Source organism: Campylobacter concisus (assembly GCF_050447505.1).
Taxonomy (GTDB): Bacteria; Campylobacterota; Campylobacteria; order Campylobacterales; family Campylobacteraceae; genus Campylobacter_A; species Campylobacter_A concisus_BP.
The window spans coordinates 876,466-893,347 of record NZ_JALMFZ010000001.1 but is presented as its reverse complement, the minus strand read 5'-3'; the positions used below and the strand labels follow the sequence as shown (position 1 = coordinate 893,347).

Sequence of the window (16,882 nt, the reverse complement as noted above, 5' to 3'; positions counted from 1 at the left end):
TAAAATTTAAATTCGAGCTAGAAAAGGCTCTAGCTCGAAAAGGGCTGCTACATCATGCCGCCCATGCCACCCATTCCGCTCATGTCAGGCATTGCAGGCATTGCTTTTTCTTCTTTTATCTCACTGATAGTTGCTTCAGTCGTTAGTAGCAAGCTAGCCACGCTAACAGCGTTTTGAAGCGCAACTCTTTCAACTTTAACTGGATCGATGATGCCAGCTTCAAACATATTTACATATTCGCCAGTTGCAGCGTTAAAGCCAAAATTTGCATCTTTGCTTGTCTCAACTGCATTTGCTACCACACCAGCGTCAAAGCCAGCGTTCTCAGCGATTTGGCGAAGTGGAGCACGAAGCGCTCTTCTAACGATCTCAGCACCGATTGCCTCATCACCTTGTAAATTTAAATTTACACTCTTTGAAGCGAGGATAAGAGCTGAGCCGCCACCTACTACGATGCCCTCTTCTACAGCTGCACGAGTAGCGCTTAGAGCGTCATCTACGCGGTCTTTTTTCTCTTTCATCTCAGTTTCAGTCGCAGCACCTACTTTGATAACTGCCACGCCGCCACTTAGTTTTGCAAGGCGCTCTTGAAGTTTTTCTTTGTCATAGTCGCTTGTAGTCTCGGCGATTTGAGCTTTGATCTGAGTTATTCTAGCATCAATAGCTGACTTCTCGCCTGCACCATTTACGATAGTAGTGTTGTCTTTGTCGATAACTACACTTGAAGCTTGTCCAAGGTCGTTTATAGTAGCGCTCTCAAGTGTTCTGCCTAGCTCTTCACTGATGACTTCACCGCCTGTTAAGATAGCGATATCTTCAAGCATAGCTTTTCTTCTATCGCCAAAGCCAGGAGCTTTAACAGCTGAGATGTTTAGCACGCCGCGAAGTTTATTTACAACAAGCGTTGCAAGTGCCTCGCCTTCGATATCTTCAGCGATGATTAGAAGTGGTTTGCCGCTCTTTTGTACTTGCTCAAGCACTGGAAGCAGGTCTTTTAAATTTGTGATCTTCTTGTCAAATAATAATATAAATGGATTGCTTAGTTCAACTTGCATCTTTTCAGGGTTTGTGATGAAGTATGGGCTTAGATATCCGCGGTCAAACTGCATACCCTCAACTACGCTTAGCTCGTCTTGGATAGACTTTGCCTCTTCTACTGTTATGACGCCATCTTTGCCGACTTTTTCCATCGCATCAGCGATAAGTTTGCCGATACTCTCGTCTGAGTTTGCAGAAATAGTAGCGATCTGAGCGATCTCTTTTGAGCCAGAAACTTTTTTAGAGATATTTTTTAGTGCATCTATAAGAGCTGCTACTTCTTTATCCATACCGCGTTTTACTTCGATAGGATTTGCACCAGCAGTTACGTTTCTAAGACCCTCTTTAAATATCGCGTGAGCTAGCACAGTTGCTGTTGTAGTGCCGTCGCCTGCTTGGTCGTTTGTCTTGCTTGCTACTTCTCTAACTAGGCTTGCACCCATGTTTTCGATAGTATCTTTTAGCTCAACTTCTTTAGCCACGCTAACGCCGTCTTTTGTGATGTTTGGAGCGCCAAAGCTCTTTTGGATAAGGACATTTCTGCCTCTTGGTCCCATTGTCACTTTTACAGCGTCATTTAGTTTTTTTACGCCCTCGTATAGGCGATTTCTTGCATCATCAGAGTAAAAAATTTCTTTTGCCATTGTCTTTCCTTTTTAAATTATTTAATCACGCCTAAAATGTCGTCGATGTTTAAAACAAGATATGTCTTATCATCTAAATTTACCTCAGTGCCAGCGTATTTAGCAAATACTACTTTTTCGCCAACTTTTACGCCCTCAGCTTCAGCACCAACTGCTTTTACCTCGCCGCTTAAAGGTTTTTCTTTTGCGTTATCAGGTATAATTATGCCCGAAGCTGTCGTCTTTGTCTCTTCTACGCGTTCGACTAGGACACGCTTGCCTAATGGTTGAAAGTTCATTGTTCATCCTTTTAGTTTAATTGTCTTTTTTAGCACTCTTTATTTTTGAGTGATGAAATGCTAGCATTTTTTTCTGAAAAAGTCAATAATTTATAGTGAATTTTATTAAAAACTTTAGTCTAAGTGACTAAAGTTTTATGATATGTAAAACTAATATAAAGGAATTTTATGAAAAAAGTAGCTTACGTAGTTGGTGCGCTTGTGCTCATAGTGGCTTGCATTTTTGGCTTTATCTTTAGCTCTTTTGGCAATAAATTTATAGCCAGTAAAATAGAAAAAGAGGCACTCGCTCGCGGTATCGATGTCAAATTTAAAGAGTTTAATTTAGGGCTTAGCACCTTAAATTTAGAAGCGACCGTGATGAATGCCATAAATTTAAAGGCAAATGGCGATCTATCCTTGCTTGCTCAAAGTATGAATTTAAGCATAGATATAAACGCCGACAAGGTAAAGGCTAGTGAGCTTGGGCTAAAAAAGGACGTCGCGCTTAAAGCAAACGTGGCTGGTAAATTTAGCGACTTCAAGCTAACGGCAACTGGCACGGCGCTTGGTTCAAACATAAATTTAAACGCAAATTTAAAAGACTACCTGCCAAAAGCGCTAAATCTTGACGCTAAAAACATCGAGCTTTCTGAGATATCAGCTCTTGTGCAAAAGCCAAATTTAGCTAGCGGCAAGCTTGATCTAACGAGCAATATGCAAGGAGTTGATGAGAAAAATGAGCCCATCATAAACGCTCAAATTTTAGCAAGCGATGCAGCGATAAACAAAGAAATTCTTAAAAACGAATTTGGGCTAAATTTAGCAAAAGATATAAACTTTAAAGGCGGTGTAAATGCTAAATTTGCAAATGAAAAAGTGAGCGCAAAAACCCTTATCATCGCACCTGAAGCCACTTTAAAAGCAAACGAGACGACTTATGATCTGGCTAGCAAAAATTTAAAGAGCGACTTTTTGCTAAACGTGCCTGATCTTGCCCTTTTTGGCAAGCTCTTAGGCGAGCAACTAAGCGGCGCCGTGGATGCAAACGGCGAAATTACAATGCAAGAAAATGCTCTTAAAAACCTAAAAGCTGAGATAAACGGTCTTGGCGGCAAGATAAATGCAAATTTTGATAGCAAAAACTTAGCCCTAAATGCGACTAATATCAAGCTAAAAGAGCTTCTAGCGCTTGCCTTGCAGCCTAGCTACGCAGACGGGCAGATAAATTTAAACGCAAATTTTAGTGGCTTTGACGAGCTAAAAAAGCTTGCAGGCGAGGCTAAATTTGAGATAAAAAACGGTCTTATAGATAATGGTCTTGCAAAGCTTAAAAACGCAGCTAAATTTGAGCTAAAAGGCGGTGCCACAGCAAAAGGTGAGCTTGTAAATTTTGACGCAAACGTGCTTAGCGACCTTGGCGAGCTAAAGGATGTAAAGGGCGTTTATGACCTAAAAAACAGCCAAATTTTTAGCAAATTTGCCCTGCTCATTAGCGACCCCGAGAAATTTAAGGCAGTTAGCGGCTTCGAGGTTGACTCAAAGATGGCGCTTGCGGGCGATGTGAAGGTCAAAGATAGCAAGATAGATGAGCTAAATTTAGGTGGCGATGCCTTTGCTGGCAAGTTAAACGCCACCATAAAAAATGAAAATCTTAATCTTAGCCTAAAAGAAGCGCAGCTAGGAGAAATTTTAGCACTTAGCGGCAACGATAGGCTGCTAAATGCCAAGGCAAATCTCCAAGCAAAGGGGCAAAATATCTTTAGCAAAAGCCCAAACGTCACCGCAACTATCGCTTTAAATGATGGCAAATTTAACGCCGCAGCACTTAGTAAAATGCTTGATAAAAAATTCCCTGAAAACGAGAAATTTAGCTCAAATTTGAGCCTAGACTATAAAGGCGACGTAGCGAAATTTAGTGGTGACTTTCTTAGCTCGCTTGCTGATATAAAGGGCATAGATGGCAGTTTTGACGTGGGCAAAAGCACGCTAAACTTAAAGCTTCAAGCGGTAGTTTCAGAGCTAAATAAGCTTGCATTTTTAGCTGGCCGCGAGCTTCACGGTAAATTTGCAGCCCTAGTAACAGCAAATGGCACAATGGATGATCTAAGCGTGAAAGTCACCTCTGATGATCTATTTAAGGGCAAACTAGAGGCAAACTACAAAGGTGGCGCGCTTGATGCGGTCCTAAAAAACTTCGAGGTCAAGGGGCTAACGCAGACTTTGGGGTTAGATCATCTTTATGATGGCTACGGCGATGCTAAATTTGACTACGAGACAAAGCAAAGGCTCGGCAAATTTGACATCTTACTAAAAGAGGGTCACCTAGCCAGCACAAATCTCACAAACAATATAAAAACCTTCACCGGCAAGGACATCACAAAAGAAATTTATAAAGACGGCAAAATTTATGGCGATATAAAGGGCGATAACGTCATCTTTAACGTAAATTTAAGCTCGCCAAAGAGCGATATAAAGGTTGCAGGCGGCACTTATAATACCGCCACAAAAATGCTTAACGCGCCGCTTGTTTGCAGGCTAGAAAAGACCGATCTAAACGTGCAAATCTCAGGCACGACAGACAAGCTAAAATACGACGTCAGATCGCAATATCTCGAAAATAAGGTCAAAAAAGAGATAGGTAGATTTTTAGATAAAAAGCTTGGCAAAGATGATGACGCAAGCGGCGAAAAGCAAAATTTAAAGGGGCTTTTAAAAGGGCTATTTTAGATGAAAAAGGCGGAAAATTTAAAGTATCTAATGGGGCTTGGGCACTTTTGTAGTGACATAAACCAAAGTGCGCTTGGTGCGATGCTGCCCTTTTTCATCGCGAGCTACCACTACGACTACGCTACAGCTGCCTCGCTCGTGACAGCCACAAATTTAGCAAGCTCGCTCATCCAACCGCTTATCGGCCGCCTAAGCGACAAAAAAGAGCTGCCCTACGTCATCCCGCTTGGGCTACTGCTTGCTGGCGGGGGCATGAGCCTCACTGGCTTTGTGACAAACTACTACATCATCTTGGTTTGCGTGATGATAAGCGGTATCGGCGCCGCGCTCTTTCACCCAAGTGCCGCAAGGATCATAAACTATGCCTCAAACACCAAAAATAGAGCCAAAAGCATAAGCATATTTTCATTTGGTGGCAACGTGGGCTTTGCAGTTGGACCCATTTTAGTCGCCGTTTTTGTGGGGAATTTTGGCCTAAAAGGGACGCTGGTCTTTATAATCCCTCAAATTTTTCTAACGCTTTTATACCTTAAAAAGGGCAAATTTATAAAAGCGCTAGAAGACAATCACAAAAAGCAAATTTCACAAAAAACAAGCGCCCTAAAAGACGATCTGGGCGCATTTTTGAGGCTTTGTCTGTGTATATTTTCACGCTCTATCGTCGCTTTTGGCTTTGCGGCATTTTTTAGCATCTATCTCATTAAAATTTTTGGCCTTAGCAAAGAAGTTGCAAATGTAAATTTAAGTATGTTTTTTGCTGCAGGTGCGATCTCTACGCTATTTGGCGGAGCGCTAGCAGATAGATACGGCCTAGTTAGGCTCATCAAAATAAGCCTAAGTATCGCCGCACCGCTAGTCGTGCTAATGCTCTTTATCGACAGCTACGCGCTATTTCTCGCAGCCTCCATGTGCGTGAGTGCCTGCATCAGCCTGTCTTTTAGTCCATCAATCGCCCTTGCACAGCTTTATCTGCCAAATCAAATCGGACTAGCCTCTGGCGTAACGCTCGGGCTTAGTATCACGATCGGCGGTATATTCGCAACAGTCATTGGCAAGATCGCTGACATCTTTAGCCTAACGCACTCGTTTTACTTTATCGCCGTAGTTTCGCTTATCTGCGCGGTGTCGAGCTACTTTTTAAAGCCAGTTAGCAAGATATAAATTTACAAAAATAGCTTGCTAACAGCGGATAGCAACGATAGACGCAGTCAAATGTCTCACCCCTAGCGTTGATTTTGTAAATTTTACTTTTGCTTGGTAGGTGAAATTTGATGTGAGCTGAAATTTAGATAAGCCTTGCCAAAGAGAATAAGTTTTTTGCCTTTTTTGCAAAGAGGTAGCAAGACTAAATTTAAAGATATAAAAGAAACAAACCATGATGCTTAGGGCGGCGGTATTTTGCAGTAATTTTTATTTTAAAATTTAACAACCAAGCATCAAGACAAAGTATCTTGTGACGATTTTAAATGTTTTGCTTCGCTTTGCTCGCAACGAGACTTCGCTACGAGGAGACAAGGCGGATGAGAAAAAACAAGTAACAAAACATGGTTTATCAAATTTAAAAGCATAGAAAAAATTTAAATTCATATAACGGCAGTATTTTGTGATAGATTTAAATGTTGCGTAGTTAAAATTTGCACAAACCAGACAAATATAAATTTAAATTTTAGTTACAAAGCATCAAGGCAAAGTATCTTGTGATGATTTTAAATGTTTTGCTTCGCAAGCTCGCAACAGCAAGCAGAAACGAAGAAATTTTCGACCGAAGACAGAACAAATAAATTTAAGCAATTAAGACAAGAAAATTTTTGTTTTTTGCTTCGCTTTGCTCGCAACGAGACTTCGCTACGAGGAGATAAGGCGGATGAGCAAAACGAGGGAGTGTATAAAAAATACTAAATGCGCGAAACATTAAAATTTAATTTTATTTGGCGGCAGTATTTTGTGATAGATTTAAATGTTGCGCAGTTAAAATTTGCGCAGACTAGACACATAGTCTGTCGAGCAAAATTTTAGCAAGCTCATTTAAAGATGCACAAAAGATAACGCTTATAACTTTCTCATCTTTGCTATTTCGTCGCGTAATGCCGCCGCCTTCTCAAACTCCAGCTGCGCTGCCGCTTCAAGCATCTGCTTTCTTAGCTCTTTTACGATCGCGGCTCGCTCGCTCGCAGGCATTTTTTCCAGATTTGCGCCTTTTCTTAAAATCTCCGTACCGTCCTCGACGTGCAGGCTCTCTTCGATATTTCTGCTGGCAGAGTGTGGCGTTATGCCGTGAGCTTTGTTGTACTCATCTTGAAATTTACGCCTAGCAGTCGTCGTATCGATCGCCTCTTTCATAGATTTTGTTATCTTTTTGGCAAACATTAGCACCTTGCCATTTACGTTTCTAGCCGCACGCCCCATCGTCTGTATAAGGCTCGTGGTAGAGCGCAAAAAGCCCTCTTTATCAGCGTCCATTATGGCTATCAAGCTCACTTCAGGTAGGTCAAGCCCCTCACGGAGCAAATTTATGCCTATTAGCATATCAAACTCGCCACTTCTAAGCCCTCTAATGATCTCATTTCGCTCGATCGCGTCGATGTCTGAGTGCATATACTTGACCTTTATGCCAAGCTCGATGTAGTAGCGGCTTAACTCCTCAGCCATCTTTTTAGTTAGTACCGTAACTAACACACGCTCACCTCTTGCGATGACCGCCTTTGCCTCGTCAAATAGCGCCTCTACTTGATTGTCACTATCTTTTATCTCGATGATCGGATCAAGTAGCCCCGTAGGTCGCAAAATTTGCTCATAGACATGCCCCTGGCTGATACCAAGCTCATACTCGTTTGGCGTTGCTGAGACAAAGAGAAATTTCGCCTTTTTGCTTATAAATTCGTCAAATTTAAGCGGCCTGTTATCAAGCGCTGATGGCAAACGAAATCCATACTCCACAAGCACCTCTTTACGGCTCCTATCGCCTGCATACATGCCCCTAAACTGCGGCAAACTCACGTGGCTCTCATCGACGATAACCAGATAGTCCTCGCCACTTATCTCAAAGTAGTCAAACATCGAGTACGGCGTCTCTCCGGGCTTTTGTCCAGTTAGGTGGCGCGCGTAGTTTTCGATACCTTTGCACATGCCAGTGCTTGCCATCATCTCAAGGTCAAACTCCACTCTCTGCTTTAGTCTCTGCGCCTCAACTAGCTTGCCCTGCTCGTTAAATTCTTTCAAGCGCACATCAAGCTCCTCTTCGATCTCTTTCATAGCGATCTTTAGCCTATCAGCGCCCACGATAAACTGGCTGGTCGGGTAGAGGATAAATTTTTTCAGGTCGTGTCTTTTTTTGTTTTCCAGCACGTCCAGGCTATACATCGTCTCGATCTCGTCGCCGAAAAACTCGATCCTAAACGCCTCGTCGTTAAAATATGCGGGATATACGTCCACCACGTCGCCGTTTACGCGAAAGTCGCCTCGGTCGAAATAAACGTCGTTTCGCTTGTATCCCATATCCACTAGCTTTTGCAGTAGCGTGCGCTGGTTGATTTTATCGCCGACGTTTAGGTATGCGACCATGCCTTTATACTCGCTTGGATTACCAAGGCCGTAGTTTGCAGAGACTGAAGCCACACAGACGACGTCATCAAAGCTTAGCAAGCTAGCAGTCGCAGAGAGACGCAGGCGCTCAAGCTCATCATTTACCGAGCTATCCTTTTCTATATATAGGTCGCTTCGTGGGATGTAGGCCTCTGGCTGATAGTAGTCGTAGTAACTTATGAAGTACTCGACGTGATTTTTTGGGAAAAAGCCTTTAAATTCGCTGTAAAGCTGCGCGGCTAAGGATTTATTATGCGTCATTATCAGAGTTGGCATATTTAGCTCGCGTATGACGTTTGCCATGGTAAAAGTCTTACCAGATCCTGTCACACCTAGAAGAGTTTGATATTTATTGCCTGATTTTATACTTTTTACTATCTCTTTTATCGCTCTTGCTTGGTCACTGCTTGGGCTAAATTTAGATGAAATTTCAAATTTACTCATTAACTACCTTTAAATTTGGGCGAATTTTATAGCAAAGATAGTGCTTTGTCAAATGAGAATTTTAAAAAGAATTTAGCCTCTGCGTGTTAGAATACGGCATTAATTATTATTTTAAAGGAACCTTTATGTTTGAAGATAATGCGATCTTAACCACACTAAGCGATAAAGTAAATGACCTCATCACAAAATACGATGAAGTTTGCAAAGTAAATGAAGAGCTACGTAACGAGATCGTAACATTAAAAGCACAAAATGAGGCAAAGACTAATCAGATCATGCGCCTAGAAGAGGACCTAGATAAGAAAAATAGCGAAGCTGATGATGTAATGAAAAAGATCGAAGCCGTCCTTGGTAGATAAGCTAGGCATTTTTGGCATAAAAGATGAAACAGATCACGCTCACCGTATCATCTCGCGACTACACGATAACGCTTGATGATGATTTTGCTGAAGTTTTTGAGCGTGACTGGCAGAAATTTATGGGGGGAAAGAAATTTATCGAGCCTCGTGAGCTTATAAACGCCTTTGTCGAAAAGAGCTACGAGAGCTACACAAATTTGCGCGTCGTAAAGGACGTCACAAAAGAGATAGAAGAGATACTAAAACCGGAAAATAAATGAAAAAAAAAGCTTTTACCCTAATAGAAATTATATTTGTCATCGTCATACTTGGCGTCTTGAGCGCTATTGCTATACCAAAGCTTTTCTTTACTAGAAGCGACGCCATAGTCGCAAATGCAAAAACGCAAATCGCTGCCATAAAAAGCGGCATCTCACTAAAATACAACGATAGCGTCCTAAAAGGCACTCCAGCATATCCTGACGCGCTTGATGATGGGAATAAACTTTTCAACAAAGTAATAAGCGTAAATATCGCGGACAGCGGCACAAAAAACGGCTGGCACAAAACTGGAGCAACCACTTATACCTTCAAACTAGACGGGCAAACAGCAAATTTCACTTATAACAAAACCACTGGCGAATTTGACTGCCAAAGCAGCGACGGACTTTGCAGCGCCCTTGAGTGATGAGATACTACGAGGTCGTATTTAGCGGGGTAAATTTAGCTGCGCTCACATATAAAAGCGAGCTAGATATTGCGCCATTTCGCGCCGTCACTGCAAAGCTTAGGGGCAAAAGCTTAACTGGCTTTATCCTGCGCGAAGTGGATGAGCCAAGCTTTAAAACAACTCTCATTGATGAAATTTTACCCATTAAGCTAAACGATATCCAAGCAACTTTAGCTAAATTTATCGCCTACTACTACACCTGCGAGCTTGGCGTTGCTATAAATTTATTTGAGCCACAAAGCCTTACTGATGATGAAATTTACAAAGGCGAAAGCGACTTCAAATCACCAAATTTAAGCCCAAAGCAGCTTGAAGCGTTAAATTTTATAAACGAGCGAAAAAGCTCGCTCATCTTTGGCGACACGGGAAGTGGCAAAAGCGAAATTTACATCGCTAAAATTAGAGAAATTTTAAACGCAGGCAGCCAAGCGCTATTTTTAATGCCTGAAATTTCACTCACACCGCAGATGCAAAAGCGCTTAGAAGGCTTCTTTGGCGAGGCTGTGGCTGTGTGGCACTCAAAGATCACACCAAAGAAAAAAGAGCAAATTTTAAAAGACATCAAAAGCGGCAAGGCTAGGCTTATTGCAGGAGCTAGGTCTGCCCTATTTTTGCCACTTGAGAGGCTAAAACTCATCATCATCGACGAAGAGCACGACGATAGCTACAAAAACACAGGCTCAAAGCCCCATTACAATGCAAGGGATCTAGCCCTCTTTTTAACTAGCAAATTTGACCTGCAAGTAGTTCTGGGTAGTGCTACGCCAAGCCTTACTAGCTTTTACAAGCAAGAATGTTTTCGCCTAAAAGGGACATATTTTGTGTCGCAAAAGAGCTATATATTTGACGAGAGCGAGACTGGCATAAGCGAAATTTTAAAAGAGCAGATCGCAAAAACGCTTGAAAACAAAAAGCAAGCCGTCATCTGCCTACCAACAAGGGCAAATTTCAAATATCTTGTCTGCAAAAACTGCGGCGAGACGGTGAAGTGTCCATTTTGTAGCATCGGCATGAGCTACTATAAAAAGCAAAACTTGCTAAAGTGCCAATACTGCGAGCACAAAATGGCCGTGCCAAAGACCTGCCACCAGTGCGGCAGCGAGATGATAGAGGCTAAAAAGATCGGCACGAGCGAGCTTTTAGAGAGGCTGCAAGCTGAGTTTGCAAACGCTAGGATCGCTAAATTTGATAGAGACGAGATCACGACGCAAAATAAGCTCGTAAAGGCCTTGAAGGAATTTAACGATGGCAAGATAGATATCCTGCTTGGTACGCAGATGCTAAGTAAGGGGCATGACTATCACAACGTCGAGCTTGCCGTCATCATGGGCTTTGACGAGCTTTTAAATTTTCCTGATTACAGAGCTAGAGAGCGGACACTTGCCCTTGCCATGCAAGTAGCTGGCAGAGCCGGCAGAAACGGAGCTGGCAAGGTCATTATTCAAAGCAAGCAAAGGGAGTTTTTTGAGAGTTATATCAGCGACTATGATGCGTTTTTAAAGGAGGAGATAAGCTACCGAGAGGGGCTGTATCCGCCATTTACTAGGCTGCTTCGCGTGGTCGTTTCGCACAAAGATGAGAGCACGGCAAAGGGCGCAATGAACGAATTTGTGCAAAGGCTAGAGCCACTAAAAAGCGATGAGCTAGAGATCGTTGGATACGGCAAGTGCCAGGCTGAGTATCTTGTGGGTAAATTTAGATATGAAATTCTGCTTCGCTCAAACTCGCACACCATGCTTTTAAAAGCGGCAAACCTCTGCAAAAGCGAACTTAGCGATATCGATATAGATCCGGTAAATTTTAGCTAGAGATTAACTAATGTTTATTATAATCCCACCAAAAATTTAACGGATACCTATGCTTTTTAACTCTTACGAATTTATATTTTTATTCTTGCCATTTACATTTTTTATATATTTTTATCTAAATAAAAAGCGCCTTACAGAAGTAGCAAAGGGCTTTTTGGTTCTATCGTCTCTATTTTTTTACAGCTGGTGGAATGTCATTTATCTGCCGCTAATCTTAGGCTCAATGGTGTTCAACTACTGCTTTGGGGTGGAGCTAAACAAAGAAAATAGTAAAATTTCTAAAAAATTTATTCTTATACTAGGCATTGTGGCAAATTTAATGCTACTTGGATATTTCAAATATTCAGACTTTTTCATAAGCAATGTAAATTTTATCTTTAACACCCAGATACCTCATTTAAATTTACTATTGCCCCTTGCGATATCATTTTTTACTTTTCAGCAAATAGCATATTTGGTCGATAGTGCTACGGGGGGGGGTACGAAGCAGTATGATTTTTTAAACTACTGCTTATTTGTTACCTTTTTTCCGCAACTAATCGCTGGTCCGATCGTTCATCACAAAGAGATGATGCCGCAGTTTGCAAATTTAAAAAATAGAGTAATCAACTATAAAAATATAGCACTTGGTCTATTTATATTTTCGATAGGACTTTTTAAAAAGGTAGTTATCGCTGATAGTTTTGCTGTTTGGGCAACAAATGGTTTTGACAATGCGGCTGTCTTAAATTTATTTGAAGCATGGGCGACTAGCCTAAGCTATACATTTCAGCTCTACTTTGACTTTAGCGGATACTGCGATATGGCTATCGGTGCGGCACTTCTTTTTAATATCAAGCTTCCAATAAATTTTAACTCACCCTATAAAGCCTTAAACATTCAAGACTTTTGGCGTAGATGGCACATAACACTAAGCAGGTTTTTAAGAGACTATATCTATATCCCGCTAGGTGGTAACCGCAAAGGCAGGCTTCGAACATACGCAAATTTAATGGCAACCTTTATAATAGGTGGTATATGGCACGGGGCTGGCTGGACATTTGTCTTTTGGGGATTTTTGCATGGCGTTGCCTTGGTTATTCACAGAATTTGGAGCGAACTTGGCTTTAAGATGAATAAAATTTTGGCTTGGTTTATAACATTTAACTTTATAAATATCGCTTGGGTCTTTTTTAGAGCAAAAGATTGGGACGATGCTTTAAAAGTTTTAAAAGGAATGTTTGGGCTGAGTGGTATTGTTTTGCCAAATTTTCTATTGGCAAAGCTTGGGTTTTTAAAATCTTTTGGTGTAAGTTTTGGTGATTTTATAGCCAGCATTGAAGGAGATAGATATACTTTCCTATATATTGCATCTGGTTTTGTTTTAATCTTGCTTTTCAAAAACTCTGTCGAGAAAACAGCCATATTTAAACCAAGCTACTTAAACGTCATATATCTTATATTGATTTTATTGTTATCCTTTTGTTCAATGATCGCTGTAAAAACAGAATTTCTATATTTTAATTTTTAGGATTTTAAATGCTAACAAACAAAAAATTTTCTATCATTATATTTTTTACATTTATTGTTACATTTTTTTTAGTATCAATACCTTCTTTTTTCGTTTATAAATTATTACTTAAAGCAAAAGAAGATTTGTCATTACAAGAAGCTACAAAATTTCAATTAGAAAAGAATGCAATATATAACTACTTGAACTTAGATATGTTTCAATACAAATTAGAGTTAATCAAAAACATTAAGCCAAAAATTATAGCACTGGGTTCATCAAGAGTTATGCAATTTAGAGAAGAAAGCTTTAATACAAGTTTTATTACAACTGGCGGAGCAATGCATCATCTAAACGAAGGATATTTATTTTTACAAGAAATGAAAAAAATCTATAAACCAGAAATCATAATTTTAGGTTTAGATTTTTGGTGGTTTAATGAAAAACTTTATCAACCAAGAGTTTTTAATTACTTAAATAAAACAGAAATTGATATAAAAGCAAAAATCAACCAAACACTATCCATAATCCTAAAAAGAGAAATTGACCTTGATATTTTTAAATATATTTTAAAAGACAAAAATGACATAACAAACTACCAAAACATAGGACTAAGGTCCCTTAAATACTCAAATGGCTTTAGGAAAGATGGTTCTTACCAGTATACTAGTTTTATTTTAGGAGATGAAAAAAATTCAGATATAAAATTTTCAGATACTTTAAAAAGAGTAAAAAATAGCGATTCTAGATTTGAATACGCTAACCACATCTCTAAAGAAAGAGTTGAAATTTTCAATGAGATTATAAAATTTGCAAAAGATAATGATATAAAATTAATACTCTTTATACCGCCTTTGGCAAACGAAGTTGTTGAAAAGATGAATAGTCTTGGCGATAAATATAACTATGTTTCTGAATTTAGAAAACTCGTAAAAGAGACGGATATAGAAAATTATGACTTTCACGACATGAGAGATTATTACAATAATAGTTGCGAATTTGTTGATGGTTTTCATGGTGGCGATGTGGCCTATCAAAGGATATTAAAAAAGATGTATGATCAAAACTCAAGCCTATCAAAATACTTAAATATAGAATTAATCAACAAATCAATTAGTGAAAATGCAGGAAAAACTCTAACTATTTTTGACAAGACAAAATACAAAATATATAAAGAGAGAGATTTTTTAGAACTGGGATGTGTAAAATAAAATTTACACACTAGATTATGTTGCTGGCATATAACAAAAATATTTATAACTATTTTTAACAAATTTATTTAAAAGCCAAGATTTTATATAATCCCCAATAAAATTTAAAGGCAAAATTTTGCAACGATACCAGACAAAACAGATAAAAATTCGCGATGTTTTAATAGGCGGTGACGCACCGATCTCCGTGCAGTCGATGACATTTTCAAAGACAAAGGACGTAAAAGGCACGCTAGAGCAGATACAAAGGCTATACTTTGCAGGCTGTGACATCGTGCGCTGCGCAGTTTTTGACAAAGAGGACGCCAGCGCGCTAAAGCAAATCGTCGCAAGTTCCCCAATCCCAGTCGTTGCAGACATACATTTTAACCACACCTACGCGCTCATCGTTAGCGAATTTGTCGATGCTATCCGCATAAATCCAGGCAACATAGGCTCCGCTAAAAACATAAAAGCAGTCGTTGATGCCTGCAAGCAGAGAAATTTACCCATCCGCATAGGCGTAAATTCTGGCTCGCTTGAAAAGCAGTTTGAGGAGCGCTACGGCCGCACAGTGGAGGCTATGGTGGAGAGTGCGATGTATAATATCAAGCTTCTTGAGGATTTTGACTTTACAGACATTAAAATTTCACTTAAATCAAGCGACGTCGAGCGCACGATGCAAGCTTACAGAGCACTTCGCCCAAAGACAAACTACCCATTTCATCTAGGCGTAACAGAGGCTGGCACGGCGTTTCACGCCACGATCAAGTCCGCGATCGCACTTGGCGGGCTTTTGCTTGAGGGCATCGGCGACACGATGAGAGTTAGCATCACTGGCGAGCTTGAAGAGGAGATCAAAGTCGCAAAGGCGATCTTAAAAGATAGTGGCCGCCAAAAAGAGGGACTAAACATCATCTCATGCCCAACTTGTGGGCGTTTGCAAGCTGACCTCATGGCAGCAGTAAAGCTCGTCGAAGAAAAGACAAAAAATATAAAAGAGCCACTAAACGTCTCAGTGATGGGCTGTGTGGTAAATGCTATAGGCGAGGCAAAGGGCGCAGATGTAGCCATAGCCTTTGGCAAGGGAAATGGCATGATCATGCGCCACGGCGAAGTGGTCGCAAGGCTGCCTGAGAGCGAGCTTGTGGATAGATTTTTACAAGAGATCGACGACGAGATAAAGAGCAGAGGATAGAGCCGTGGCAAAAGAGAGACTTAACGAGATAGAATTTAGCAACCTTTACGACCTTGATATGGAGCGAGCTATACTAAGCTCGATCATCGCAAACAACGACGCTTTGGGCGAAATTTTTGACACGATAAAGGCTGGGGACTTTTACTTAAAGGCTCACGCGCAAATTTACAAAGCGATGGTTGATTGTCTAAACGGCGACGTACCTATCGCATCGACATTTATCAAAAACAAGCTTGGCGAGAGCTACGATGATAACATTATGGCGAGCATCTTAGCCACAAACTCTATCATCGACATCCAAAGATACGCAAATGAGCTAAAAGAGAAGTCAATCAAACGCAGTCTAGTCAAGATCGCCCACGACATCCCAAGCAAGGTAAATGAAGACAAAGCTAGCCGCGATATGGTCGATGAGCTAAGCCAGGAGTTTTACTCTCTTGTCGATGGCAGCGGCACTGGTAGCATTAGAGATAGCGAAGATATCATAAAAAGCTTGATCGTACATATGCAAAAGCAAGCGGCCCTAAACGAGCGCGACATCATCGGACTAAACACCGGCTTTAAAAAGCTAAATGAGATGATAAAAGGCTTTAAAAATGGCGACCTCATCATCATCGCAGCGCGCCCTGGCATGGGTAAAACGACGCTTTGCCTAAATTTCATGGGGCACGTTTTAAAAAGTGGCGCTGGCGTCGTCTTTTTCTCACTTGAGATGCCAGCAGAGCAGATCATGATGAGGATGCTAGCCGACAAGACCTCGATCCCACTTCAAGAGATAATGACAGCAACCTTGGACGACGAGAAGCTCGCTCACTTTAGCCACGCATGCAGCGAATTTTCGCACGCCAAACTCTTCGTGCATGATAGCGGATACGTAAATATCCACCAAGTAAGGACACAGCTTCGCAAGCTAAAGTCGGCTCACCCTGAAATTTCACTCTGCGTCATCGACTACATCGGCCTTATGATGAGTACAAATAATTACGCCGACCGCCACATACAAATAGCTGAAATTTCTCGTGGCCTAAAGCTTCTAGCGCGCGAGCTGGATATGCCTATCATCGCACTTTCGCAGCTAAACCGTGGCCTTGAAGCACGTGCGAACAAGCGCCCTATGCTAAGCGACCTAAGAGAGTCTGGTGCGATCGAGCAAGACGCCGACATCATCCTTTTTGTCTATAGGAACGAGGTCTATCTGGAGCAAGAGGAGAACGAGAAAAAGAGCAAGGCAGCAGCTGAGGGCAAAGAGTATAAGAGCGAGCACGTTTTTAACAAGCTTCAAGAAAACGCAGAGATCATCGTTGGCAAAAACAGAAATGGCGAAGTGGGATCTATCGATGTGCTCTTTCAAAAGCAGTACTCTCGCTTTTGCGATATAGCCACCGCGCCGGTGCAATCAACTGAATTTAAAGAGTAAATTTGCCAAAAAGCAGG

At 41.0% G+C, this 16,882-nt stretch carries 13 protein-coding genes; 10 read left to right on the top strand and 3 right to left on the bottom strand.

Annotated features, from left to right (window positions below; all coding sequences use genetic code 11):
• Positions 1-47 precede the first annotated feature (47 nt).
• Positions 48-1,682: a chaperonin GroEL gene (groL, locus tag MTT09_RS04405; RefSeq protein ID WP_429802764.1), complete on the bottom strand. Its 1,635-nt coding sequence runs from the start codon at positions 1,680-1,682 to the stop codon at positions 48-50.
• A gap of 17 nt (positions 1,683-1,699) precedes the next feature.
• Complete coding sequence (groES, locus tag MTT09_RS04400) at positions 1,700-1,960, bottom strand: co-chaperone GroES (protein WP_009293641.1); 261 nt, start codon at positions 1,958-1,960, stop codon at positions 1,700-1,702.
• Between the two features lie 168 nt (positions 1,961-2,128).
• On the opposite strand from groES, the gene MTT09_RS04395 reads away from it, so the two are divergent.
• A complete protein-coding gene (locus tag MTT09_RS04395; RefSeq protein ID WP_429802762.1) occupies positions 2,129-4,669 on the top strand; it encodes a tryptophanyl-tRNA synthetase in 2,541 nt (846 codons plus the stop codon).
• Complete coding sequence (locus MTT09_RS04390) at positions 4,670-5,830, top strand: MFS transporter (protein ID WP_429802760.1); 1,161 nt, start codon at positions 4,670-4,672, stop codon at positions 5,828-5,830.
• Positions 5,831-6,718: 888 nt separating this feature from the next.
• Here the strand turns inward: MTT09_RS04390 and uvrB are convergent.
• Positions 6,719-8,695, bottom strand: coding sequence for an excinuclease ABC subunit UvrB (gene uvrB, locus MTT09_RS04385; RefSeq protein WP_429802758.1), 1,977 nt, complete (start codon positions 8,693-8,695; stop codon positions 6,719-6,721).
• Positions 8,696-8,820: 125 nt separating this feature from the next.
• Between uvrB and MTT09_RS04380 the strand changes: the two genes are divergently transcribed.
• From MTT09_RS04380 to MTT09_RS04345, 8 genes are all read left to right on the top strand, one after another.
• Positions 8,821-9,054, top strand: coding sequence for a hypothetical protein (locus MTT09_RS04380; protein WP_021089317.1), 234 nt, complete (start codon positions 8,821-8,823; stop codon positions 9,052-9,054).
• 23 nt (positions 9,055-9,077) lie between these two features.
• Positions 9,078-9,314, top strand: coding sequence for a hypothetical protein (locus tag MTT09_RS04375; protein WP_009293636.1), 237 nt, complete (start codon positions 9,078-9,080; stop codon positions 9,312-9,314).
• The gene (locus MTT09_RS04370; RefSeq protein WP_429802756.1) at positions 9,311-9,721 is read left to right on the top strand and encodes a type II secretion system protein; all 411 of its coding nucleotides are present in this window, start codon (positions 9,311-9,313) and stop codon (positions 9,719-9,721) included. The genes MTT09_RS04375 and MTT09_RS04370 overlap by 4 nt, the downstream gene beginning before the upstream one ends.
• Positions 9,721-11,571, top strand: a complete 1,851-nt coding sequence (locus MTT09_RS04365; RefSeq protein ID WP_429802754.1) for a primosomal protein N' — start codon at positions 9,721-9,723, stop codon at positions 11,569-11,571. Before MTT09_RS04370 ends, MTT09_RS04365 begins: the two co-directional genes overlap by 1 nt.
• A 49-nt stretch (positions 11,572-11,620) precedes the next feature.
• Complete coding sequence (locus tag MTT09_RS04360) at positions 11,621-13,081, top strand: MBOAT family O-acyltransferase (protein ID WP_429802752.1); 1,461 nt, start codon at positions 11,621-11,623, stop codon at positions 13,079-13,081.
• 8 nt (positions 13,082-13,089) lie between these two features.
• Positions 13,090-14,271 (top strand): hypothetical protein, encoded by a 1,182-nt coding sequence (locus MTT09_RS04355; RefSeq protein WP_429802750.1) that lies wholly within the window; start codon positions 13,090-13,092, stop codon positions 14,269-14,271.
• Between the two features lie 118 nt (positions 14,272-14,389).
• The gene (ispG, locus tag MTT09_RS04350) at positions 14,390-15,448 is read left to right on the top strand and encodes a flavodoxin-dependent (E)-4-hydroxy-3-methylbut-2-enyl-diphosphate synthase (RefSeq protein WP_429802748.1); all 1,059 of its coding nucleotides are present in this window, start codon (positions 14,390-14,392) and stop codon (positions 15,446-15,448) included.
• A gap of 4 nt (positions 15,449-15,452) precedes the next feature.
• Positions 15,453-16,865 (top strand): replicative DNA helicase, encoded by a 1,413-nt coding sequence (locus MTT09_RS04345; RefSeq protein WP_429802746.1) that lies wholly within the window; start codon positions 15,453-15,455, stop codon positions 16,863-16,865.
• Positions 16,866-16,882: the final 17 nt, after the last annotated feature.